The organism is Kitasatospora papulosa, assembly GCF_000717245.1.
Taxonomy (GTDB): domain Bacteria; phylum Actinomycetota; class Actinomycetes; order Streptomycetales; family Streptomycetaceae; genus Streptomyces; species Streptomyces papulosus.
On sequence record NZ_JNYQ01000004.1, the window covers coordinates 572,741 to 596,270 of the forward strand.

The 23,530-nt window shown below is 71.4% G+C and carries 21 protein-coding genes; 10 read left to right on the forward strand and 11 right to left on the reverse strand.

Features of this window, described 5'->3' with window-relative positions:
- Positions 1-9: 9 nt before the first annotated feature.
- Positions 10-546 carry an alkyl hydroperoxide reductase gene (locus IA22_RS0113770; RefSeq protein WP_014154323.1) on the forward strand — a complete coding sequence of 179 codons (537 nt, stop codon included), beginning with the start codon at positions 10-12 and terminating at the stop codon, positions 544-546.
- Positions 547-685: 139 nt separating this feature from the next.
- On the opposite strand, the gene IA22_RS0113775 is transcribed toward IA22_RS0113770, so the two are convergent.
- The 4 genes from IA22_RS0113775 to IA22_RS0113790 all read right to left on the reverse strand — a co-directional run bounded on the left by IA22_RS0113775 (position 686) and on the right by IA22_RS0113790 (position 5,738).
- Positions 686-2,086 (reverse strand): AI-2E family transporter, encoded by a 1,401-nt coding sequence (locus IA22_RS0113775; RefSeq protein ID WP_014154324.1) that lies wholly within the window; start codon positions 2,084-2,086, stop codon positions 686-688.
- 131 nt (positions 2,087-2,217) lie between these two features.
- Complete coding sequence (locus tag IA22_RS0113780; protein WP_015578568.1) at positions 2,218-2,928, reverse strand: aggregation-promoting factor C-terminal-like domain-containing protein; 711 nt, start codon at positions 2,926-2,928, stop codon at positions 2,218-2,220.
- A gap of 389 nt (positions 2,929-3,317) precedes the next feature.
- Positions 3,318-4,640 (reverse strand): PhoH family protein, encoded by a 1,323-nt coding sequence (locus tag IA22_RS0113785; protein WP_030123768.1) that lies wholly within the window; start codon positions 4,638-4,640, stop codon positions 3,318-3,320.
- A 336-nt stretch (positions 4,641-4,976) separates the two neighbouring features.
- Positions 4,977-5,738, reverse strand: coding sequence for an isoprenyl transferase (locus IA22_RS0113790; protein ID WP_014154327.1), 762 nt, complete (start codon positions 5,736-5,738; stop codon positions 4,977-4,979).
- 207 nt (positions 5,739-5,945) lie between these two features.
- Here IA22_RS0113790 and mgrA point away from each other — a divergent pair, with 207 nt between their 5' ends.
- Positions 5,946-6,983: an L-glyceraldehyde 3-phosphate reductase gene (gene mgrA, locus IA22_RS0113795; protein WP_015578565.1), complete on the forward strand. Its 1,038-nt coding sequence runs from the start codon at positions 5,946-5,948 to the stop codon at positions 6,981-6,983.
- 320 nt (positions 6,984-7,303) lie between these two features.
- Positions 7,304-8,482 carry a winged helix DNA-binding domain-containing protein gene (locus IA22_RS0113800; RefSeq protein ID WP_030123769.1) on the forward strand — a complete coding sequence of 393 codons (1,179 nt, stop codon included), beginning with the start codon at positions 7,304-7,306 and terminating at the stop codon, positions 8,480-8,482.
- A gap of 74 nt (positions 8,483-8,556) precedes the next feature.
- Here the strand turns inward: IA22_RS0113800 and IA22_RS0113805 are convergent, their stop codons facing one another.
- The 3 genes from IA22_RS0113805 to IA22_RS0113815 all read right to left on the reverse strand — a co-directional run bounded on the left by IA22_RS0113805 (position 8,557) and on the right by IA22_RS0113815 (position 10,797).
- Entirely contained in the window at positions 8,557-9,012 is a 456-nt protein-coding gene (locus IA22_RS0113805; protein WP_014154330.1) for a hypothetical protein, read from the reverse strand.
- Positions 9,013-9,115: 103 nt separating this feature from the next.
- Positions 9,116-9,934, reverse strand: a complete 819-nt coding sequence (locus IA22_RS0113810) for a class I SAM-dependent methyltransferase (RefSeq protein ID WP_014154331.1) — start codon at positions 9,932-9,934, stop codon at positions 9,116-9,118.
- A gap of 71 nt (positions 9,935-10,005) precedes the next feature.
- Positions 10,006-10,797 (reverse strand): prepilin peptidase, encoded by a 792-nt coding sequence (locus IA22_RS0113815; RefSeq protein ID WP_030123770.1) that lies wholly within the window; start codon positions 10,795-10,797, stop codon positions 10,006-10,008.
- Positions 10,798-10,902: 105 nt separating this feature from the next.
- Here IA22_RS0113815 and IA22_RS0113820 point away from each other — a divergent pair, with 105 nt between their 5' ends.
- Complete coding sequence (locus IA22_RS0113820) at positions 10,903-11,292, forward strand: DUF192 domain-containing protein (RefSeq protein WP_030123771.1); 390 nt, start codon at positions 10,903-10,905, stop codon at positions 11,290-11,292.
- Positions 11,293-11,312: 20 nt separating this feature from the next.
- Here IA22_RS0113820 and IA22_RS0113825 read toward each other — a convergent pair whose 3' ends face one another.
- Complete coding sequence (locus IA22_RS0113825; protein WP_030123772.1) at positions 11,313-12,500, reverse strand: glycosyltransferase family 39 protein; 1,188 nt, start codon at positions 12,498-12,500, stop codon at positions 11,313-11,315.
- Positions 12,501-12,828: 328 nt separating this feature from the next.
- On the opposite strand from IA22_RS0113825, the gene IA22_RS0113830 reads away from it, so the two are divergent.
- The 4 genes from IA22_RS0113830 to IA22_RS0113845 all read left to right on the forward strand — a co-directional run bounded on the left by IA22_RS0113830 (position 12,829) and on the right by IA22_RS0113845 (position 17,263).
- Positions 12,829-14,103: a benzoate/H(+) symporter BenE family transporter gene (locus IA22_RS0113830; RefSeq protein WP_015578558.1), complete on the forward strand. Its 1,275-nt coding sequence runs from the start codon at positions 12,829-12,831 to the stop codon at positions 14,101-14,103.
- A 105-nt stretch (positions 14,104-14,208) separates the two neighbouring features.
- Positions 14,209-16,197: a hypothetical protein gene (locus IA22_RS0113835; RefSeq protein ID WP_030123773.1), complete on the forward strand. Its 1,989-nt coding sequence runs from the start codon at positions 14,209-14,211 to the stop codon at positions 16,195-16,197.
- Positions 16,198-16,217: 20 nt separating this feature from the next.
- Positions 16,218-16,799, forward strand: a complete 582-nt coding sequence (locus IA22_RS0113840; protein ID WP_030123774.1) for a hypothetical protein — start codon at positions 16,218-16,220, stop codon at positions 16,797-16,799.
- A gap of 20 nt (positions 16,800-16,819) precedes the next feature.
- Positions 16,820-17,263, forward strand: coding sequence for a DUF3592 domain-containing protein (locus IA22_RS0113845; protein WP_030123775.1), 444 nt, complete (start codon positions 16,820-16,822; stop codon positions 17,261-17,263).
- Between the two features lie 87 nt (positions 17,264-17,350).
- Here the strand turns inward: IA22_RS0113845 and IA22_RS0113850 are convergent, their stop codons facing one another.
- Together IA22_RS0113850 and IA22_RS0113855 are read right to left on the reverse strand one after the other, a co-directional pair.
- The gene (locus IA22_RS0113850) at positions 17,351-18,079 is read right to left on the reverse strand and encodes an Imm52 family immunity protein (RefSeq protein WP_030123776.1); all 729 of its coding nucleotides are present in this window, start codon (positions 18,077-18,079) and stop codon (positions 17,351-17,353) included.
- Between the two features lie 52 nt (positions 18,080-18,131).
- Positions 18,132-20,579: a Tox-REase-5 domain-containing protein gene (locus IA22_RS0113855; protein ID WP_030123777.1), complete on the reverse strand. Its 2,448-nt coding sequence runs from the start codon at positions 20,577-20,579 to the stop codon at positions 18,132-18,134.
- 986 nt (positions 20,580-21,565) lie between these two features.
- Between IA22_RS0113855 and IA22_RS37590 the strand changes: the two genes are divergently transcribed.
- Positions 21,566-21,715 (forward strand): hypothetical protein, encoded by a 150-nt coding sequence (locus IA22_RS37590; protein ID WP_245229571.1) that lies wholly within the window; start codon positions 21,566-21,568, stop codon positions 21,713-21,715.
- A gap of 171 nt (positions 21,716-21,886) precedes the next feature.
- On the opposite strand, the gene IA22_RS34750 is transcribed toward IA22_RS37590, so the two are convergent.
- Positions 21,887-22,390, reverse strand: a complete 504-nt coding sequence (locus tag IA22_RS34750; RefSeq protein ID WP_015578551.1) for a hypothetical protein — start codon at positions 22,388-22,390, stop codon at positions 21,887-21,889.
- A gap of 278 nt (positions 22,391-22,668) precedes the next feature.
- On the opposite strand from IA22_RS34750, the gene IA22_RS0113870 reads away from it, so the two are divergent.
- Positions 22,669-23,520, forward strand: a complete 852-nt coding sequence (locus tag IA22_RS0113870; protein WP_030123779.1) for a helix-turn-helix domain-containing protein — start codon at positions 22,669-22,671, stop codon at positions 23,518-23,520.
- Positions 23,521-23,530: the final 10 nt, after the last annotated feature.

Consider the following 23,530-nt stretch of genomic DNA (forward strand, 5'->3'; position numbering starts at 1 on the left):
GATACCCACATGGCACTCGACGAACTGAAGTCCGCCATACCGGACTTCGCCAAGGACCTGAAGCTGAACCTCGGTTCGGTCATCGGCAACAGCGAGCTTCCCCAGCAGCAGCTGTGGGGCACCGTCCTGGCCTGCGCGATCGCCTCGCGTTCGCCGAAGGTGCTGCGCGAGCTGGAGCCGGAGGCCAAGGCCAACCTCTCCGCCGAGGCGTACACCGCGGCGAAGTCGGCAGCGGCGATCATGGCGATGAACAACGTCTTCTACCGCACCCGGCACCTGCTGTCGGACCCCGAGTACGGGAACCTCCGTGCCGGCCTGCGGATGAACGTCATCGGCAAGCCGGGTGTGGAGAAGGTCGACTTCGAGCTGTGGTCGCTCGCCGTCTCCGCGATCAACGGCTGCGGCCAGTGCCTCGACTCGCACGAGCAGGTGCTGCGCAAGGCCGGTGTCGACCGCGAGACCGTCCAGGAAGCCGTCAAGATCGCTTCGGTGATCCAGGCGGTCGGTGTGACCCTCGATTCCGAGGACGTGCTCGCGGGGCAGTGACCCGCAGTACATTTGTACGGGAAGGGCCCCGTCGACGACCGACCGTCGGCGGGGCCCTTCTTCATGTCCGCGTCTCCTGACGTCCACGCCCGGCGCGGACGGTCCGGCCGCCTCCCGGCGCCCGGACCGTCGTGACGTCCTACTGCTTCCGGTCGTCCGGGGCGGCGCCCTCGCCGCCGTGGTCGTCCGCGGAAACGGCCGCCGGGGCGTCCCCGGCGGCGGGCGGCTCCTTCGCCGGCATGGCCGACAGGGCGGTGGCTCCGTACGGTCCGGGGCCCTGGAGCACGGCCGGGTCCTGCCCGTAGGAACGCAGATAGCCGACCACCGTGTTGGTCACCGCGACCAGGGGCACGGCGACGACGGCGCCGCCGATGCCCGCGATCATGCCGCCGGCCGCGACGGACAGCACCACGGCCAGCGGGTGGACGCGCACCGCCCGGCCGAGGATGAAGGGCTGCAGGATGTGACCCTCGATCTGCTGCACCGCGAGGACCACGATGAGCACCATCAGGGCGGTGAACACGCCCTGGGTGACGAGTGCGACGACCACGGCGAGGGCGCCGGAGACCACGGCGCCGACCAGCGGGATGAAGGCGAAGAGGAAGATGAAGACGGCGAGCGGGACCGCCATCGGCACATCGAGGAAGTAGATCCCGAGCCCGATGAAGATCGCGTCGATCAGGGCGACGATCACCGTGCCCCGGACGTAGGCGGTCAGTGTCCGCCAGGCACGCGGCCCGGCGCCCGCGACGCCCGGCCTGGCCTGGGCCGGCACGAGCTTGAGCACCCACTGCCAGATGCGCTTGCCGTCGTACAGCAGGAAGAGCGTCGAGAACATCGCCAGCAGCAGCCCGGTGAGGACCTCGACCATCACCGTGACGCCCTGGAGCCCGGCGGAGGTGATCTCCTCGGTGTTGGTGCCGATGGTGTCGCTGAGGTTCTTCGCGATGTCGTTGATCTGCGACTCGGTGACATGGAACGGGCTGTCCAGGAGCCAGCGCTTCAGCTCGTCGATACCGTCACGGACCCGGTCGGACAGCGTGTCCAGGTTGTCCATGACCTGCCACACCACGAACCAGCCGACCAGGCCCATGATGACGAAGCCGAGCACGGCGGTGACCGCGGTGGCCAGCCCGCGCGGCAGCCCGAGACGCCGCAGGCGGACGACGGTCGGCTGGAGCAGCGCCGTCACCAGCAGGGCGGCGACGAAGGCCAGGACGACCAGCTGGATGGCGCTGATGACGCGCATCAGGATCCAGAGGGTGCCCGCCAGGACCAGCAGCCGCCAGCCCGCCTCGGCCGCGACACGCATCCCCCAGGGGATCGCCGACACCGGGTCGGGTCTCGCCGCCACGTCGGGGGCGTAGGAGGGGGGACGCGGTACCTGTTCGGCGGCCACCGTGGAGAGCGTCGACGACGAGCCGCTCACGGCGTTCTCGTCGGCACGGCGCTCGTCCTCGGCGCGGCGTTCTTCCAGTCGCGCCCCGATCTCGGTGAGTTCGGCGCCCAGCCGACCGAGCCACCCCGGAAGTTTTGACATGGATCTTTTCCTTCCCCCGTTCACTCCCCGCACGCCCCCGGAGATGTCCGGATCGACCGTACACGCGAGATGCCCCGCACCGTGGATCGGTGCGGGGCATCTCGAGGTCGGTCGCTGAACCTCGCGGGGTTCTAGTACCAGTGGTTGGCCTGCCAGAAGGACCATGCAGCACAGGGGCTGCCGTAGCGGTCACTGTTCATGTAGCTGAGACCCCACTTGATCTGGGTCGCAGGGTTGGTCTGCCAGTCTGCTCCCGCCGACGCCATCTTGGAGCCCGGCAGGGCTTGCATGATGCCGTAGGCGCCGGAGGAAGGGTTGGTTGCCTTGTAGTTCCAGCCAGACTCGCGCTCCACGATGTTACTGAAGCACTGGAACTGATCCGCCGGCATCATCTGCCGGGCCATCGCCTGCACTTCGGCCACCGAGTACGAGCCCTGGGCCGAGAAGGACGAGGCGTCGCGGACGGAGGACCGGCTCGCGCGCTCGGCCTCCTTCTTCTCCTTGGCCTCGCGCTCCGCCTCCAGCTTGTCCTCGGCCGCCTGCTTCTTCGACTTGGCGTCCTTGGCGGCCTGGATGCGGGCCGTCTCCTCGGCCGACTTCTTCGCCGCCGCGTCGGCCGCGGACGCCTGGGCGTCGGCCTGCTGCGTCAGCGAAGCGGTCTGGACCTGGGCCTGCTGGCCCGCGGGAATGTCTGCGAGCAGCGTGGTGTCGGCTGCGGCCGCCTCGAAGTTGTTGTCGTCGACAGCGGGAGTGCTGCCCGACGCAACGCCTACGACGGCGCCTACGGTGGTGACCGCGGTGGCAGATGCCACGGCGAACCCCCGGACCGAGATCCGGCTCACATGGTGTCCTTCCAGCATCGCCCGCTTAGGTGACCTCGCGGGCGCAATCGTGCCCCCTGACACTGGCCTCCCTACTGCTTGGGTCACGGGAGGCACGGGCCCGGTGGGCACTCCCTCTCGGGAGCGCCACGTGGTACTCGCGGGCGGCATACGGACGGCGATTGTTGAGTTGTGTGGTGCGTGGCGCCTCTGGAGGTGCCCAAGTGCCGTATGCGGGGCCTGACGGAAGCAAGACTCTGCCGGAAGGACACGGCGCGTTGCAATTCTGTGTTGCGTGTGAAAGCTCACACCCCGTTTGGCGCACAACTTTTTCGGAAATGACGGCGCAGCACGATGCCGCCCGGCTAAGCTCCTTGGCTCGCCGGGCGGCATCTATGGGGCGTTCAGGGTCAGATGTGGCCGTCCTCCAGCATTTCGGTCACCAGCGCGGCGATCTGTGAGCGTTCGGACCGGGTGAGCGTGACGTGGGCGAAGAGCGGATGCCCCTTCAGTTTCTCGACCACGGCGACGACTCCGTCGTACCGGCCGACCCTGAGGTTGTCCCGCTGCGCGACGTCATGGGTGAGCACCACCCGCGAGTTCGCCCCGATACGGGACAACACGGTCAGCAGGACGTTCCGCTCCAGGGACTGCGCCTCGTCCACGATCACGAACGCGTCGTGGAGCGACCGGCCCCGGATGTGGGTGAGCGGCAGGACCTCCAGCATCCCGCGCCCCAGCACCTCTTCGATGACCTCGCGCCCGGCGACCGCCGACAGCGTGTCGAAGACGGCCTGCGCCCAGGGGCTCATCTTCTCGGCCTCGCTGCCGGGGAGATAGCCGAGCTCCTGCCCGCCGACCGCGTACAGCGGCCGGAAGACCATCACCTTCTTGTGCTGCCGGCGCTCCAGCACGGCCTCCAGGCCCGCGCAGAGCGCCAGGGCCGACTTGCCGGTCCCTGCCCGGCCGCCCATGGACACGATGCCGATGTCCTGGTCGAGGAGCAGGTCGAGCGCGATCCGCTGTTCGGCGCTGCGGCCGTGGATCCCGAAGGCCTCACGATCGCCGCGCACGAGGCGCACGTTGCCCTCGGCCGTGACCCTGCCGAGCGCCTTGCCGCGCTCGGACTGGAGGACCAGACCGGTGTGCACGGGGTACTCGGCGGCCTCGGGGACGTACAGGCTCTCCTCGCCGAAGAGCAGGTCGACCTGGTCCCCGGCGAGGGTCAGTTCGGCCATCCCCGTCCAGCCGGAGTCGGTGACGGCGAGTTCGGCGCGGTACTCCTCCGCGAGGAGGCCGACCGAGGACGCCTTGATCCGGAGCGGCAGGTCCTTGGAGACGACGGTGACGTCGAACCCCTCGGCCTGCAGATTGCGTGCGACCGCGAGGATCCGTGAGTCGTTGTCCCCCAACCGGTAGCCGGCGGGCAGCACGCCGGGGTCGGAATGGTTGAGTTCGACACGGAGCGACCCGCCCAGGTCCCCGAGCAGGATCGGGGCGTCCAGCCGGCCGTACCGGATCCGGAAGTCGTCCAGCAGGCGCAGCGCCTGCCGGGCGAAGTATCCGAGCTCGGGGTGGTGCCTTTTGGCCTCCAGCTCCGTCACCACGACGATCGGCAGCACGACTTCGTGCTCGTCGAACCGGGTCATGGCTTTGGGGTCGGCCAGCAGGACGCTGGTGTCGAGAACGTAGGTGCGCCTGTCGGGCATGCGGCGCTTGTTGCTGGTCACCACGGAAGGACGTACCCCCTCGGACGAGGTCGGGGAGTGCGACGGAGGTCGCGGAACTTCCCGAAGGGAGAGGACGGACCGGGTTCGGGCCCCGTGCGCGGGCCGAACACCGGCCCTCCGCGTCGGCCGCACGGTGTGCGGTCCTTCGTGTGCAAAGGGCCTCCCGGGCGAGCGGGCTGGGTGCCGCTCACTTGGTTGCGACGTCCGCCCGGTTACTGACCGGACGTCGACCTGAGAGCTGTATTCCCTCCAACACGCGAAGCCATGCCCCGGCCTGCGACGAGGTGAGCCCCGGCGCTGCTACTCTCCTCCGGCCGCCCGGCCGGCCCGTCCCGGCCCTCAGGCTCCGTAACGCCGGTGGCGCGCCGCGTAGTCACGCAGGGCGCGCAGGAAGTCGACCTTGCGGAAGGCCGGCCAGAAGACCTCGCAGAAGTAGTACTCCGAATGGGCGCTCTGCCAGAGCATGAAGCCCGACAGCCGCTGCTCCCCGCTCGTCCGGATCACGAGGTCCGGGTCGGGCTGCCCACGGGTGTAGAGGTGCTCGGAGATCAGGTCCGTGGAGACCACCTCGGCGAGCTCCTCGAACGTGGTGCCGCGGGCGGAGTGGTCCAGGAGGAGGGAGCGGACCGCGTCCGCGATCTCCTGGCGGCCGCCGTAGCCGACGGCGACGTTGACGATTATCCCGTCGACGCCCGCCGTGGCCTCCTCCGCCTCCTTGAGGACGGTCTGGGTCCTGGACGGCAGGAGGTCCAGCGTGCCGACGTGGTGGACGCGCCACCGCCCGTCGGACGCCAGCTGGCGGACGGTGTTCTCGATGATGCCGAGCAGCGGGATGAGCTCCGCCTCGGGCCGGTCGAAGTTGTCGGTGGAGAGCAGCCAGAGGGTGACGACCTCGACGTCCGTCTCGCTGCACCATCCGAGCAGCTCCGAGATCTTGTCCGCCCCGGCCTGGTGGCCTTGCACGGCCGAGCCGCCGGACGCCTTGGCCCACCGCCGGTTGCCGTCGAGGATGACTCCGATGTGCTTGGGCACCTGGTCGTGATCCAGGCGGCCTCCCACCCGGCGTGCGTAGAGCCCGTACACCAGGTCGCGCAAGTTCACTGAGTTCACCCTCTCGGTTCATTACGGGCCCGGGGCCCGCCCTCCCCCTCGGCGGGGGTCCGGGGCCGCCCCCCGGGGGATCGCCGTGCGGTCCGCTCACCGCGCTCTCGCGCCGCGGACCGGCCTGTCCCGAAGCCGCCACATTACTGCGGACGGGTCACGGGGGCCCAACCCGGCCTGTCACAAGTCCGTGATAAGGAGTGAAACGTGACTGATTCCCTCTCCTACCTCCCCGACGCGTCGCGCTACGACTCCATGGAGTACCGCCGCACCGGCCGCAGCGGACTCAAGCTGCCGGCTATCTCGCTCGGCCTCTGGCACAACTTCGGCGACGACCGCGCCCTGGGCTCCCAGCGGGCGATCCTTCGCCGCGCCTTCGACCTCGGTGTGACCCACTTCGACCTGGCCAACAACTACGGCCCGCCGCCCGGCTCCGCCGAGCTGAACTTCGGCAAGATCTTCCACCAGGACTTCGCCCCGTACCGGGACGAGATCATCGTCTCGACCAAGGCGGGCTACCGGATGCACCCCGGCCCGTACGGCGAGTGGGGATCCCGCAAGTACCTGCTCTCCTCGCTCGACGCCTCGCTGCGGCGGACGGGCCTCGACCACGTCGACATCTTCTACTCCCACCGCTTCGACCCCGCCACCCCGCTCGAGGAGACGATGGGCGCCCTCGCCTCCGCGGTGAACCGGGGGAAGGCGCTGTACGCGGGCGTGTCCTCCTACAACGCGGAGCAGACCGCGGAGGCCGCCCGGATCCTCCGGGAGATGGGCGTGCCCGCCCTGATCCACCAGCCGTCCTACTCGATGGTGAACCGCTGGGTGGAGTCCGACGGGCTGCTCGACGCGCTGGAGACGGCCGGCATGGGCTGCATCTCCTTCGCGCCGCTCGCCCAGGGGCTGCTCACCGGCAAGTACCTGGCGGGCATTCCCGAGGGTTCGCGGGCCAGCCAGGGCAAGTCCCTGGACCCGGACCTGCTGTCCGACGAGATGGTCCGGCGGCTGCGCGGTCTGGACGCCATCGCGCGGGGGCGGGACCAGTCCCTCGCCCAGCTGGCGCTCAACTGGGTCCTGCGGGACAGCCGCATGACCTCGGCGCTCATCGGCGCTTCGAGTGTGAAGCAGCTGGAGGAGAACGTGGCCGCGCTCGCCGCGCCCGCGCTGACCGCCGCCGAACTGAAGGAGATCGACACCTTCGCCGTGGACACCGCGAGCACCAACATCTGGGCCAACCGCGGCTGATCCGCGGACCGCCGGGCACCGAATTCCCCCGATTTCCGGGGCTGCGCACGGGGGCGCCACCGGTCCTGCACAAGCGCCGCACATCCGGAATGTTTCCGGGCACAAAAAAACGGGCCGGTCCGTGGGGGGGGTTACGGACCGGCCCGAGGGGGGGTTTCCACCATAACCCTTCGTAAGTGCTGCTGCGTGCCACGCCACAGAATAATTACTCTCCGAATTCATCGGAATGCGCTGCGGGCACATTCCACGCGCCCCCGGAACGTCCCCGTCCGGGATCCCGGAGGACGGATTCCGTCCTATTGGCGTCCTACATTCCGCTCATGACGACACGCACCCGCGGCACGACCGTGAGCTGGTCCCGGGCGAACGCCAGGCGCCTGGACAGGCAGTTCCTCTCCGGCGGCACCCGTTCCGCCCGGGGGCCCGCCCACGGCGTTATGGGGACCGTCGCGGCGATGCTCGGGGCACACGCCCAGGTCCTGTCCGCCGCCGAGCTCTCGATCGGGCTCCGCGCCCCGGGGGCGACACGCACGGATGTGCGGACGGCTCTGTGGACCGACCGGAGCCTGGTCAAGACGTTCGGCCCGCGAGGCACCGTGCACCTGCTGCCCGCCGAGGAGCTTGCGATGTGGACCGGGGCCCTGTCGGCCGTACCGGCGGGCGGCAGCCCCTTCCCGAAGGACGCCCGGATGACGCCGGACCAGGTCGAGGAGGTCGTGGCCGCCGTCGCGGCGGCCCTGGAGGACACCGAGCTCACCGTCGACGAGCTCTCGGACGAGGTGATCGGCCGCACGGGCCCCTGGGCGGGCGACCCGGTGATGCCCGCCGTCCAGGGGATGTGGCCCCGCTGGCGCCAGGTACTGCACCTGGCGGGCCACCGGGGCGCCCTCTGCTACGCCCCGAACCGGGGCCGGAAGGCCACGTACACGAACCCCGGAACCGTCCCGATGCCCGCGCGGGAGGCGACGGCCGCGCTCGTGCGCCGGTATCTGCTGGCCTACGGTCCCGCCACCCCGGCCCACTTCGCGCGGTGGCTCGCGGCGCCGCGCGGCTGGGCCGGCCGGCTCTTCGAGGAGCTGGCCGGGAAGGGTGCGATCGAGAAGGTCGGCTACGAGCCGTGCGGGGAGGCGTGGGTGGTGGCGGGCGACACCCGGTTCCCCTCGGCGGCGCCGCGCGGTGTGCGGCTGCTGCCCTACTTCGACGCGTTCGGCATCGCCTCCCAGCCGCGTGAGCGCCTCTTCCCCGGCGCGGCGTACGAACGCGCGCTGGCCGGCGGGCAGGCGGGCAACTTCCCGGTACTGCTGGTGGACGGCGAGGTCGCCGGGGTCTGGCACCAGCGGCGCTCGGGCAGGCGGATCGCGGTGACCGTGGAACCCCTGGGCCCGCTGGACGCCGCGCGCCTGCGGGCGCTGGAGGAACAGGTGGAGAGGCTGGGCGAGGTGCTGGAGGGCACCCCGGAGCTGACGGTCGGGGAGGTGACCGTGGGCGGCCACGCCTAGTCCGGGGCCGGCCTGACCACGGGCCGGCGGGTTCGGGAGACCGCGGGTCCGGAGGGCCCGGGGAGTGCGCGGCCTCAGCGGGGAAGGAAGCGGATGGCCACGGTGTCGCCGCCGACGACCGTGAAGTCGCCGTTCTCGCACCGGATCACCGCCTCGCGCACCTCGCCGTGCCCGTCGCGCCGTTCCTGCGTGCCGGTGACCGTCCAGGCCCCGCCGTACGGAGGGGGTGGCAGCCGGCTCAGCTGCTCGAACTGCCACTGACCCGCCGGCACACACCAGTCGGGCAGGCCGGGCCAGGCCCCGGAGGTGATGCTCAGCGTGTGGTCGGAGGCGCAGGTCAGCAGCACCGACTGACCTCCGTCCAGGACGAACTCGACGGCTTCCGGCTCCCCGGCGCGTCCTTCGGGCCGGTAGAACAGGCCGAGGACGGCGGTGATCCGCGCGCCCGTGAGCCAGTCGGCCTTCCCGTGACGCAGCCGGCCGGCCGGCGGGCTGATCTCTCCGCCCGGCATTTCCCTTCCCACCGACATGACCCGCTCCTTCGTTGTGCGCTCAACCACCAGAATCGCACTACTCATGGGTAGGACGGAGGAGCAGGGGATGGCGTTGCGTCCGTGGCCCGTGAAGGCGCCCTCAGCGTAGGGGTGTTGACGTCCTGTCCGGTTTCCTTGCCTCGATCAGGAAGCGGGCGCTGTGTGCGACGAACGGTCCGTCCCGCTCGATCTTCCGGTGCAGGGAACGCAGTTGGGGCAGGTGGTCGCCGACGGTGAAACCCGGCACCATCCAGATGACCTTGCGCAGGAAGTAGACGACGGAACCGATGTCGAGGAACTCGACGCGCAGCCGCTCGGCACGCAGGTCCGTCACCTCCAGCCCGGCCGCCTCCGCGTCCTCCCGCGCGGCCTGCGGATCGCGGGCGCCGCGCTCCTCGGCGGACCGGGGGCCGAGGAAGTACTCGACGAGCTCGAACACGCTCTCCGGGCCGACCTGCTGGGAGAAGTACGTGCCGCCGGGGGCGAGCACCCGGGCGATCTCGTCCCACCAGGCGGTCACCGGATGCCGGCTGACGACCAGGTCGAACGTGTCGTCCGCGAAGGGCAGCGGCGGCTCGTCGGAGTCCGCGACGACGGCGACGCCGCGCGGGCGGAGCAGGGTGGTGGCGCGGGCGACGTTCGGCGGCCAGGACTCCGTGGCCACTGTCAGCGGCGGCAGCACGGGAGCGGAGGCCAGCACCTCCCCTCCCCCGGTCTGGATGTCGAGCGCGGCCCCGGCCCGCGCCATCCGGCCCGCCATGGCGCGCGCGTAGCCCCACGAGGGGCGCTGCTCGGTGGCACGCCCGTCGAGCCAGGAGAAGTCCCAGCCGTCGACGGACACGGCTTCCGCCTCCGCCACGAGGACGTCGAAACGCGCGTCGGAGGCCGCGGGATCGAGGGGCACGGATGATCCGGTCATACGGGAAGGGTGTCAGTCCGCCTCGGTCCGGCGCGACCTCATATTCCGTACGCCCGTGTGCCGGGTGGAGCTCAGGCACCGAGGCCCCCGGACACCAGGCCGAACAGTGCTCCGGCGAGCATGAAGGGGCCGAACGGGATGCCCGTCCTGCGTCCGGCGCGCCGCAGGAGCATCAGCCCCGCCCCGTACAGCGCGCCGAACAGGAACCCGGCGAAGCCGCCCAGGAAGAGCACCGGCCAGCCGTACCATCCGAGCGCCACGCCCAGGGCGAGGGCGAGCTTCACGTCGCCGAAACCCATGCCGTTCGGGTTGATCCGGTAGAGGAGGAGGTAGAAGCCTCCCAGTACCGCCCCGCCGAGGAGGGCGGAGGTCCAGGAGCCGCCGTGTCCGGGCAGCAGGGCGGCGGCGCCCAGCAGGGCCGCTGCGACGGCGGCGAGGGGCAGGGTCAGCACGTCGGGCAGCCGGTGGACGCGGCGGTCGATGACCGCGAGGAGCACGGCGACGGGAGCCAGGAGCACCCAGACGACGGCCTCGGGACGGGCCCCGGCCGCCGCCGCGAGGGCGGCGCAGACGAGCAAGGTGACCACCGGGGCGACGGCGGAGGGAGCGTAACGGCCCGGCCCGGCGGCTGCCGGGGCCTGCGGGACCGCCGCACCAGGGAGCGAGGAGACGGCCACGGCGCACGACACGCATCTGGCCGGTCCGAGCCAGCCACGGGCGGGACCCGTGAGCGCGTGCCCGGCCGGGCACGCGTCCCGCCAGGGCTCCTCCGGTTCGACGGAGAAGCGGTACGCGGCACGCGGGAGCAGCAGTCCCGCGGCGGCGCCCCAGAGCGCGGCGACCGCAATCAGTGTGGCGTCCACGGAAGCGACCCTAATCCGGCCCGCACGGCGGGGTCTTGGGCCCTGGGGCCCACTGCCGCCCGTTCCGGGCCCATGGGCGGGCGAGGAGGGCTACGGTCGTCTCCCATGGGGAAATGGCGTAACGGCAGCGGGACACTGACGGTCGGGTCGGACTCCGAGGTGCGGGAGGTGCCCCTGCGCATAGCCGCCTCCTACCGGGCACGGGCGCGGGGACTGCTCGGTGCCGACGGCGTCGACGGCGCCCTGCTGATCACCCCGTGCGGGAGTGTGCACACCTTCCGGATGCGGTTCACCATCGATGTGGCGTACCTGGACCGCAGGTTCAACGTCCTGGCGGTCCGCACGATGAAGCCCGGCCGGCTCGGCCGGCCCCGGCTGCGCGCCCGTCATGTGGTGGAGTCGGAGGCCGGGGCGATGGACGGGTGGGGTCTTCGGCCCGGTACACGGGTGCGGGTCTCGGTGCCCGTCAGGGAGGTGTCGCCGCCCGTGCGGTGACGGGCACGGGACCTCACCGCTCACGGCGGCCCCGGCCCCAGCAGCGTCCACGCACCGTACGCGGCGGAGCCGAGGGCCAGCGCCCCGACGACGGCGCCGGTACGGACCGTGGTGCGCAGCCGTGCCAGCGCGACGGCCGGGGGCAGCAGCAGGGGGAACGCGGGCATCATCAGGCGCGGCCGGGAGCCGAAGTAGCCGGAGCCGATGAGCGAGACGACGACGATCGCGATGCCGTGGACGAGCACGGGGAGCGGCTGCCGCTGCCGTACGCACAGGAACACCAGCCACCCCAGCAGCCCCAGCGCGGCGCAGAGTCCGAGTGCGGCGGGGAGCGGCAGCCCGGCGATGAACGCGGCGAGCGCCCTGCCCCCGTCGATGCTGTTGCCCCACTGCGCCTGGACGTCGAAGTACGCGAACGGGCCGCCCTGACGTACGGCGACGAACACCACGTAGGCCAGCCATCCCAGTGGTGCCAGGCACACCCCCAGCAGCATGCGGGCGTTCCGGCGGAGCAGTCCCCTCCGGCCGCCCGCCCGCCACTCCCGTACGAGGGCGGCGGCCGCGGTGACGGCGAGCGCCGCGACGAGGGCGGCCGCCGAGGGCCGCGTCAGGCCGGCGAGCACGCACAGCGCGCCGGCGACGATCCAGCGGTCCCGGAGCACCGCGTACAGCGACCAGGCGGCGAGCGCGGTGAACAGGGTCTCGGTGTACGCCATCGACTGCACGAACGCCGTCGGGTAAGCGCCCCACAGCGCGGCCAGCACGATCCCGGTCCGCGGTCCGTGCAGGCGTGCCCCCACGGCGAAGATCCCCCAGGCCGCGAGGAGCCCCGCCAGCCAGGCGACGGCGATGCCGGCGCCCTGGACGCCGAACGGGGTGACCGTGGCGAGGCCGCGCTCCAGGGCGGGCAGCAGCGGGAAGAAGGCCAGGTCGGGGTGGGTGCCGCCGTCGGGGAGAGTGACGGTGTAGCCGTAGCCGTTTTCGGCGATCCGCTGGTACCAGACGGAGTCCCACCGCCCGCCCAGCAGATGCAGGGCGTCCTTCCCGGCAGCCGACGCCGACAGCTGGAGGACGAGCAGCCCGAGGGCCCTGACCGCCGCGTAGGCCGCCAGAGCGGGGGCGGCGGCCGTGAGCAGGGCCGCGGCACGGTGCCGCGGGCCGCCGGTTCCGGACGCCGCCGGGGGGAGGCGCGTGAGCTGATCGGGCATACGGGTGATTATGGGCCCGCTGCCGCCCGGCTCGCCGAACCGGTCCCGCCAGGGCCGCTTCCACGAGGCAGGTTGCGACCCGGCCCGGCGCCGTGGGGGTGCGCCGGGACGGGCGTCGATCACCTGCGGGGCAGACGCTAACGTCCCGGCGGGCCCCCGTCTTGGGCCCAGGGGCCCAACCAAGGACCCCAGTGCGCCGCCGGGCCCGTGGGCCGGCCCCGTCTCGGGTGCCGGACCCGGCGGAGCGGACCCGGCCCGTCGTGCGAGGGTTTCGGGCGGCGTGCGACCGTACGGCGGACGTGGAGAGCGCGGAAGAGGGCGACAGCGGATGACGGCCGGTCCAGCGGTACCGACGGCGGAGGAGCACACGGAGCGGTCTCCGTCCGGCGGGCCCCGGCCAAGGCTGCTCCGCGACCTCTCGCTGTCGGCCGTGCTCGCGGGTGTCGTCGCGGTCGTCGTCTCCTACTCGGGGCCGCTGGTCATCGTGCTCTCGGCGGCCCGCGCCGGGCACCTCGACCCCGCGCAGACCGGGTCGTGGATCTGGGCGATCTCGATCGGCAGCGGCCTGACCTGCATCGGCCTCAGCCTCCTCACCCGCATGCCGGTCGTCACCGCGTGGTCGACCCCGGGTGCCGCGCTCCTGGTCACCAGCATCGGTTCGTACGCGTACGGCGAGGTGATCGGCGCCTTCGTGGTGTCCGGTGCGGTGATCGCCCTGATCGGCGTGACGGGGGTCTTCGGGCGGCTGATGCGCCTGGTGCCCGGCGCGGTGGTGTCGGCCATGCTCGCGGGCATCCTGTTCTCCTTCGGCACGGGCGTGTTCACCTCGCTGGAGCACACCCCGGTCATCGCGGGCTCCGTACTCCTGGCCTATCTGCTCGGCAAGCGGTGGCTGCCCCGGTACGCGGTGCTCCTGGCGCTGGCCGCGGGTGTGCTGTGCAGTGCCGCGACGTCGAAACTGCGCATCAGGCTGGACCATGTCGGTCTGGTGCAGCCGGTGTTCACCACGCCTTCCTTCTCCGTGGCCGCGCTGATCGGCATCGCGGTGCCGCTGACCCTGGCGACGCTGGCCTCCCAGAACGCCCCCGGCGTCGGTGTGCTCGCCGCGTCCGGCTACCGGCCCGACGACCGCCTCCTGGTGGGCTCCACCGGCCTGGTCTCGGCGGTGCTCGCCCCGTTCGGCTCCCACGCGGTGAACCTCGCGGCCATCACCGCGGCGATCTGCACGGGACCCGAGGCCCACCGCGATCCACGTCGCCGCTACGTCGCGGGGGTGGCCTGCGGCCTCGTCTACCTGGTGGTCGGTGCGTTCGGCTCGACGCTGGTGGCGTTCTTCGCCGGCCTGCCGAAGGAACTGGTCGCCGCGGTCGCCGGCGTCGCCCTGCTCGGCGCGCTGTCCGGCGGGCTCACCGGCGCGGTACGGGAGGGCAAGGACCGGGAGGCCGCGGTCATCTCCTTCCTGACCACGGCCTCGGGCGTCACCCTGTTCGGCATCGGATCGGCTTTCTGGGGGCTGGTGTTCGGAGTCGCGGCGCATCTCGTGCTGAACGGCCGGTTCCGGTCCCTGGGCCCACGTCGCCGACCGGAGGCGGGCAGCGCCTGAGTTGGGCCCGTCTTTGGGGCCTGGGGCCCAGGTCAGGCACGGGTTACCGGTCATACATTCCCCCCCCGAGGGCCGACAGGCCGGGTGCCGGGGAGAGGGTGGACCGTGAGCGGTGGCAGCGACTGGGGAAGCAGGGTCCCGGGCCCGATACCGCCCGGCGGCCACAGCGACGGGGACGGCTGGTTCTTCGCGCTGAGCCGCAGCTGGGCGGCCGGCGCCCTCGTCTACGTCGTCGCCGGGTTCCTCACGACGCGTGCGCTCGTGGAGACCCTCGCCACCGACGACCGGCTCGAACTCTTCGGCTGGCGACTGGCGTTGCTGCACCTCCCCGGCGTCCTCGTGACCGTCCTGACGGTCCTGGCGGCCGCCCGCGCGCTTCCCGCCCACCGACGGGACTCCCGGCCCCTCCACCTGCTGGGCACGCTCACCGTCCCCGTCGCCGGACTCGCGTACGGCTACGCCGTGACCTGGGACGTCGTCGGGACCGAGGGGCTGCTGATGCCCGTGGTCGCCGTGGTCACCGGCGCCGCCGTGGGACTGGTCCTGGACCGGCTCGTCGAGGACCGGGACGACGGGCCCGCTCCCTCGTCGGCGTACACACGCCCGTACGGCCGGCGCGACGGCGGCGCCACCGCGACCGAGTACCTCGGTGTCATCGTCCTGGTCGTCGCGCTGATCGGCGCACTCGCCCTGGCCGGGATCGGCGGCCGGATCGGTGAGGGCATCCGCTGCGCCATCACCTCGCTGACCGGGGGCGGCGGCTGCACGACGGGAGGTGACGGCACCGCCGGTCCGAAGACCGACGCCGACTACGAACCCAAGCTCTGTCAGATATCGAACGTCTCGGACACGGCGGGCGGCAAGGTCAAGATCGGCTGGTTCGAATGGGGCGAGGAGTACGGCTTCCAGCAGAAGGTCGCCCAGGCCAACACCGATGTGAACGAGGACGGGAAGATCGACGAGAACGACAAGCTCGTCTACATGACGTTCACGGACGCCGCCTCGGCGGGCGTCAACGCCAGCACGCCCGGCGTGAAACTCGGCAGCCTCGGCAAGGCGGACGTCGACATCGGCGGCGGCATCAAGATCACCAACGGTGACACCTGGGTGTTCAGGAGCGAGACGGACGCCCAGAAGATGAGGGACGACATCGAGGAGATGAAGATGTGGGAGACCTCGATGAAGCACAGCGGCGGCTACGGCGGCGGCTGGTACTCCGGCATGAAGTGGGCGGACAAGAAGGAGGACATCGAGAAGAAGATCGGCGACAAGAAGATCTCCTACTCGACCATCGGCCTGAACGTCTACGCGGACGGGGGCCTCTCCCTCAAGCCGGGCGACGAGAACAAGCTCAGCGCCAAGCTCGGCGGCAAGGCCAAGTTCTCGCCGGACGTCACGGTCACCAAGGACGACGTCAACGGCAACGAGTCGTACACCTACACCGCCAAGCTGGAGATCGAGGGCAAGGTGGGCGGCACCGCCGGCCCGCTGGGCGGCACCGCCGGTGCGAAGGACACCCGCACCGGGGCCCTCACCGTCACCCGTGACCAGAAGACCGGGAAGATCGTCCGGATCGACATGACGCAGACGGTGGAGAAGACCTCGACGTCCGACAAGGGCGAGGCCGGCGGGGACAACGGCAAGAAGGACCAGGACAAGCGGGGCGGCAAGGGCGGCGTGACGGACTCCTCCGGGGACACCGGCATCGAGGTCCGGACGAACTCGATCGTCTTCGGGAAGGAGACCGACAAGGCCACGGGGGACAAGCGCGCCCTCGCCGAGCAGTGGCTCGACGGCTCCGGCAACAACACCGCCCCGTTCGAGTACATGTTCGGCGACAAGTCCTTGCAGAAGAAGCCCGGGGGAAGCGACCCCTTCGAGCAGCTGATGTTCCAGGACGGCCTGTCCAGCACGATGCGGTACCACGGCGAGACGGACGCCCAGGAGTTCGGCTTCGAGGTCTCGCTGGGCATGAGCCTCGGATTCTCGGTCTCCGACGAGCACAAGCAGGAGACACTGACGGACGCGCGGTTCCTCGGTGCCCCGCAGGGCGACAAGCGCACCTACCTCCCGTACAGCTACTGCGCCCGGTGACCACCCCACACGAAGAGGCGATGACGTTGACGAAGTCCAGGACGCCCGGCACGGCCGTCGCCGCCGCCCTCGCTCTGACACTGCTCAGCGGCTGCGGCGGCACGGACACCGCCGCGGTCCCGGACGGCTGGGGCACGCTCGACACGAGGAGCGTGTCCGTCGGCTATCCCAAGAACCAGGGGTACGCCCCGCAGCCCGCCGCCGAGCGCAGCAAGGCCAACGCGGCCGTCGCCCTCAAGGAGGAGAAGGGGGTGCGCACCGGCATGGTGTCGGTCCAGCTGGACTTCGCCACGGGCGTCGGCGACGCGGGTGAGGCCGCTGCCGCCGCCGGCGCGGGGATCGGGATCGGGGCCACCCGGAAGGACACCCGGGACGTGCGCCTCGCCGGTGAGGAGAGCGCCCGTGAGGCACGCAGGATCGACTACGAGTTCACCTCCACGGGTGAGGAGTCGACCCCGGCGGAGGGGACGCGCATGACGGGCGTCGTGGTGGCCGGTGTCGACTCCCAGGACGTACCGTTCGCCATCCGGATCAACGCGGTGAAGGGCGCGCTCAGCGCTGCGGACCTCGACTCGTTCGTCGCGTCGATCACCGTCAAGTAACCCGTAGCGGAGCCCTGTTCATGGACATACTGCCCGGTGGCGCGGCCACCTTCCTGCTGCTGTTCGGCCTGTTCCTCGGTGCCTTCGCGGTCCGGTCCGGCCTGCGTCTGTTCCGCGTGCTGCGGCTGGTCCGCCACGGCGAGCGCGCCGAGGGCAGGTGTTCGGCACGGCGCGTGGAGGACCGCGGTACCGGGACGGAGAACCGCTACCGCACCGAGTACGTCTTCGCCTTCCGCACCCCGGACGGCCGGGAGGTGGAGTTCACCGACCACGCCCCGGGCCCGTTCGGCTTCGAGGTCGGGGCTCCCGTCCGCGTCTCCTACGACCCGGCTGCCCCTGACCGCCGGGCCACGGTCGCGGGACCGGGCGCGTGGGGGCCCCTGCTGATGCCCGCCGCGTTCGCCACGGTGCTGAGCCTGTTCACGCTGGGCCTGCTGACCGCGTTCGCGGTGACGGTGGGCTGACGGGTGGGCCGGCCCGTCGGAGCCTGACCGGTGTGCGACCGGGGTGACGGCGGCCCGTCGGGTCCTGACCGGTGTGACGGCGCTCCGTCAGAGCTTGGCCCGGTCGAAGGGCGCGGTGAGCGGCTCCAGGGCGCCCGCCGCCCGGAGCTCCGTGTTGACGTCGATGACGGTCTCCGCGGACGGGGTCCGCGTACCGCCCAGGGTCAGGTCGATGACCAGTCCCCCGTCGGCTGCCGGGGTGTACGCGCCCGGCAGCCCCTCGGGGGCGCGGGCCGCCCGCCGCTCGGACAGGAAGACCGCTCTGCCGCAGCGCGGATCGGAGTTCTCCAGGCCGAAGTGGTCGGCCACCGCCCGGTACAGCGGCCTGTCGTACACCTGCCCCGCGTCGATGTCCCACGCCTCGGCGACGGCCGCCAGGATCTCCGGTGTGCGGCGGACCACGTCCACGTCCTCGCCGACCGTGCGTGAGCGGAAGGAGACCGAGACGGAACGGGTGACGTACGGGGACGAGCCACCGGCCCGGACGGCCGACGTCACCTTCGCGGCGTCCGTGTTGTGGGCCCACAGGGACGCCCCGTAGCCCACGACGTCGAGGTCGGGCCCGGTGTTCTCCCGGACGACGTAGTCCGCCAGGGCCGGGACGGAGGGCATCAGCAGGGGGTCGGCCGGGACCCCGTCCCCCGCCTCGTGCCAGCCGTGGAACGTCGCGTGGTCGATGTCGCCGAGCCGCGTCAGAGTGGCGTACCAGCGCTCCGCGATCGCCTGCGGGTCCTCTTCCCGGAGTCCCCAGAAACCGTTGACGACGACGTTCAGCACGATGCTCTCCTCGGCCCTCTCGACAGCGCCGGCGCGTGTTCCCGCCGGCCCTTCACCCCGTCACGTCATCAGGCGTGTTGATCACCTTAACGTCGATGCCCCGGTCCTCGAAGAGCTGCCGCGCGGCCTCGGCGACGTCCGGATCGGACAGGTGCCACTCGACGGGCTTGCCACGCGCCGCGTCCACCTGCCGGGTGGCCTGGTCCGCCCACCGCTGCTGGACCTTGGGGGTGAGTTCGCCGGTCTCGGCGTCGTAGAAGTCCTTGCCCCGGTAGCCGTACTTCGCCTCCAGGTAGGTGCCCCGCGCGGCGTCCCAGCCGTCGAAGTCGACCGGTTTCCCGGTGAGCTTGTCGAGCGGGACCTGGTACTCCTTGCCGCGGGCCACCTTGGAGATCTGCTCCTGGTAGCGGGCGCCCATCTCGGTCGGGTAGTTCCAGACACCGGGCTTGATCTTCGTCCAGGTGCCGGTGCCCCCGTCCTTCGAGCCCGCCCGCGGGTTCCTGAGGTCCTTGTACCACGCCGGCTTCGGCTGGTTCCTGGCCCGCTCCAGCTCCTTCTTCCGCTTGGCCTCGGCAGCTGCCTTCTTGGCCTCGTCGGCCTGTCTCTGCGCCTCTTCGGCGGCTTCCTTCTTCTCGGGGTCGACCTCGTCGCACTGCTGGGTCAGGAACGCGACGGGCACCGAGGCCCGCACCGCGGCCATGGTGCCGGTGCCGGCACCGGGGAGACCGGTCGTGCCGCGGTGGCCGCCTCCGCCGCCTCCTGTGGCGTACGGGACCCGGGGGAGTCCGCCCAGTCCGACGGTGCAGCCGGTCAGGCCGGCCTCGTCCGCCGCGTCGTCCGCGTGCTTCTGCGCCTCGGCGGCGGCCTTCTCGGCGCCTTCCACATCGCCGGCCTTTGCGGCCTTCCTGGCCTTGGCGGCGGCTTCCGAGGCCTTCTGGGCGACCTCGCCGAGCTTGCCCAGCTTCCCCAGTTTGCCGAGCTTCCCCAGCTTGCCGACGAGCTTGGCCTCGCCGTAGCCGGGGATGAAGAGGGAGCCGATGTTCCAGAGGCCGGTTCCGATGGCCTGGCCCTCGTTGCCGTCCTTCCAGAGGTCCCGGACCTCGTCACCGATGAAGACGTCGTCGAGCACCTTCACCCCGGTGCCGCCACTGGCCTTGGTCCAGTCCCAGACGGCCCCGAGGTAGTCGCCGTCGGACCACTTGTCACCGGCGCCCTCCGAGTCCCGGGACCACGTGTCGCCGAGGCTCCTGCCGTAGTCCATCAGGCCGTTCCACGCCTTGACGGGGTGGATGACGGTGTCGAACGTGCCGGTGACGTCGCCCCAGAGGCCGTTGGCGAACACACCGGTGAAGAAGCCGCCGGTCTGGTGCCCGGCGCAGGAGAAGAAGGCGCCGACCCCCGAGGTGCAGCTCTCGCCGTCCTCCTCCTCGCCATCGGCGCCACCCTCCCCGGGTCCGTCGCCGTCCGCCCCTCCCGAGGCGTCCACGTCGTCCCCGCCGTCACCCACCTGCACAGCGGCGTCGGAACCGGCGGGACCGCCGGTGGAGCCACCCTGGGAGCCGCCGGTCGTTCCACCCTGGGAGCCGCCGGTGGTTCCGCCCTGGGTACCGCCGGTGGTTCCGCCCTGGGTACCGCCGGTGGCTCCGCCGGTCAACCCGCCGGTGGCTCCGCCATCGGTGCCGCCCGAGGCGGCTCCCTGGGTACCACCGGTCGTTCCGCCCTGGGGGCCGCCCGAAGCGGCTCCCCCGGTGCCTCCAGTCGCGCCGCCCGTCCCCGTGGTTCCGGAGTTCCCGGTCCCCGGTTCGGGATCCTCTCGGGATTCCGGCCCGTCGCCGGCGACCACCTCGTCACCGCCGGGTGCCGGACACGCGCTTCCGGTCACTTCGCAGATGGCGCTGCGCAGCCCTCCGCTGATCCGACCGCCGATGCCGGTCAGCAGGAGCGCGCTCACGAGCGCACCGACGATCACGATGAGCCCCAGGTACTCCACCGCGGTCTGGCCACCGTCCCGGCGCCATCTGATCAACCGGGCGACGCTGAAGGGCCGGTGCTCCGCGCGCCGCCCGACCGGCAGGTCGAACCAGTCACGGGAACCGCCCCGCAGCAACAGGACCAGGGTCACCGCGGGAATGACCAACTGCGGTACGCCCCGCGCGCCACCCCCACTCAGCGTCGCCAACGCACCGAGCAGGAACCAGCCGTCCACGGCCACGAGGCCGCGCCAGATCCAGATGTCCCCGGAGCGTACGTACAGCGACAGCGCGAACCCGGCGGCGCCCGGCAGCGCCGCGTACAGCAGGAGCCCGAGCAGCTCACCGTCGATGGCGTCGAGCGACGACGCCCGGAGGAGTACGCCGATGCCTCCGACGACCGTGAACACGAACAGCGTCCGGACGAGGAGCAGCACCGCCTGCAACGGCCGAGGAAGCGGGACCCTGCCCACCGGCACCGGCACCCCGCCGAAGCCCCCCGACCCCGCGAATCCTCCTGCACCAGACATCCCGGCCCCCAACCAGACGCTGTGAAGCGGTAGTCGACCCCGCCCGGCTCATCGGACCACAGCGGAAGGGCCGCGGGCATGGGCCCCAGGACCCAAAAGCGACGGTTATCCACAGGCTTGTGCAGCCCTCGCCCCGATCGCGGATCGTTGACGCATGAGCTGGATCAACGCATGGACCCCGCCCGATGCCCGGGAGACGCGCCCCTGCCGCCGTGACCGTGAGCTGCGGGAGCTGGCCGCGCTGGCGATCGGCGGCATCCTCCTCGTTTCGTGGGCGTTGGCGGCCGGCTGGCCGCCGAGGCTGCTGAACAGGCGGCTGCACAAGGGCGGCTGGCAGCGGGTCCACCAGGGCGCGTGGGCGGCTCCGGGCCGGCTGGTGGACTGGCTGACCCATGCCTGGGTCGTGCAGAGGCTGCAGCCTCACCTGGTGTGCAGCCACCGGACGGCCGCCGCTCTCCACCTGGTGGAGCTGCTGGGCCGGCCGCATACGGAGGCAGAGTTCACCGACCCGCGCCCCGGCCCGTACCAGCGCCCAGGCGTCCGTGTGCACCGCATGCCCCTGGGCCCCGCCGACCGGACGGTGCGCCGCGGCCTGTGCACGACCTCTCCGGCCCGCACCGTCGGGGACCTCATACGGTGCCTCCCGCGCGACGAGGCAGTCGCGGCCGCGGACTCCGCGCTGAGCACCCGTACGGTTCGAGGCGTCCGCCGGCCCGCGCTGCTCGACACGGCGGCTCTGCGGACGGAGCTGGCCTCCCGCCGTGCGGGTTCCCCCCGGGCCCGCGCCTGGTTACCCCTCCTCGACCCCCGGTCCGGCTCGCCCGCCGAAACCATCGCCCGCCTCCGACTGCACGACGCTGGTCTGCGCCCTGTCGCCCAGGCGACCCTGCGCACCGCGTCAGGCCGCACGCTCCGCCCCGACTTCCTCTTCCGCGCCCAGGGCCTGGTGGTCGAGGTGGAGGGGTACACCTTCCACGGGACCCGCGATGCTCATGCCTCGCCTCCGCCGATTCAACGAACTGCAGAGCTGCCCGGAGGTCCGCCGCATCCTGCGCTTCACCGCCACGGAGGTCTTCCGCAACCCGGACCGCTTCGTCGCCGAGGTCCGCGCTGCCTTGGCCGAACTGGAAGGATGACTTCGGTTCACCAGGGCGCCTTGCCTACGACGATGCGATCAGTGTTCGGCAAGCCGTCGACGGACGGGCTGACGGACAGACCGCGCGGCGGATGGCAAGGTTCTCAGGGGGACTTCGGCACTTCCCCTTGAACCCCCTGCGGCCTTCCGTCCGAACCCGCTTCCGCTCCACCTACTGCGGCAGCACGACCCAGGACCTGACACCCGTGTGCGGCGGCTCGGCGGCAGCGAGCCCCCATGCGCCGCCCCAGTCGTCGACGACGGCCGCCAGCAACCAGAGCGCCCGGCGGCGGCGCACCTCGCAGAGGGTGAGGGTGTCCGGGTCGACGTGGCGGGGGTGCTGGTCCCAGAGAACCAGGCGGAGGTCACCGTCGCGTCGGCGCAGCGAAAGATAGAGGTCCCGGCCGGGGGTGAGCGCGGCGTTGACGGCGATCAGTTCGGTGACGACGTGGGTGACCGGCCAGGCGTGGGAGCGGAACCCGTAGGTGGGCAGGGCCGCGGTGACCGCGTGCCGCCCGACCGAGGCGCTGCGCGGGTCACCGGGCAGCGTGAGGCTGAGAACGAGCCCTCGGTGAGGGTGGGGATGCGCCCGGCGACGCGGGGCGACGCCGAGCGCGGAGGGCTGCGACGCGGGGCACAGGGCGGTGCGTTGGGGTGGGGGTGAGTACGTGTGCATGGCTGACTTCCTTGTGCAGGTGCTCGGTTAAGGACATCGCCGCTGCGGTCCGAGCTGTGGCCTGTCTCCCTGACGCGGACCTGCCCCTCCCAGGGCAGGAGGGTACGGGCAGGGTCGCGCGATGCACTTCGGCCGGAGCGCAGAGTGTGCGGTGCGCGACTCAATGTAGCCACCGAAGGGGCAAAATTACCCTTCTCCAGGAGTAAGTGAACCCTTTCGTGGATACGTCGCGTGCTCAGACGGCAGACTGCCGGTGACCGCACGCGGAGGAGAACGGCATGGCAGCGAGAACGTCCCCTACCGAACGCCAGAGGCGACTTGGGGCAGAGCTGCGGAGAATGCGCACGTCAGCCGGTATCTCGGCCGAGTTCGCAGCCGGGCTCCTCCGTGTCGACCGCGGCAAGATCTCGAACATCGAGTCAGGCGCTCGGCCCATCAGCGCGGATCGCTTGCGCACTCTGGCCGACAGTTGCGGCTGCACCGAAGCCACGTACGTCGACGCGCTCGCAGAAATGGCCCAGCCCCGCAGCCGGGGCTGGTGGGAGAAGTATCGGGGCGTCCTTCCCGACGGCCTCCTCGACATCGCGGAGTTGGAGGTTCACGCCCACCGCATGCGGGCTGCGTACGCGATGCACATGCCGGGCCTGCTCCAGACGACCGAACACGCACTGGCCCTGTTCCGAGTCGTCATTCCGCAACTGCAGGAGCAAGAGATTGCTCTACGACTGGCCCACCGGGTGGAGCGGCAAGCCGTACTGGACGGCGATGCACCGACCCCCTACACCGCAATCGTCCATGAGGCGGCCCTGCGCATGCAGTTCGGCGGACCCTCCGTGGCGCGAGCTCAGCTCGAAAGCCTGCTGGAGAGGTCCGAGCTGCCCCACGTCGAGCTTCTGGTCATTCCCTTCGTCGCAGGAGCATTTCCAGGAGCCGGACAGACGGTGCTGTACGCGGAAGGCCCGACGCCGCAGCTGGACACCGTACAGATCGACAACTCGCACGGCCCGGTCTTCGTCCATTCGGAGGCCCAGTTGACGAAGTACCGGGCTCACCTGGACTGGATGGAACGGATCGCCCTTTCACCTCGCAACTCGCGGGACTTCATCCACTCGATCGCACAACAACTTTGAGGAGAAGGAA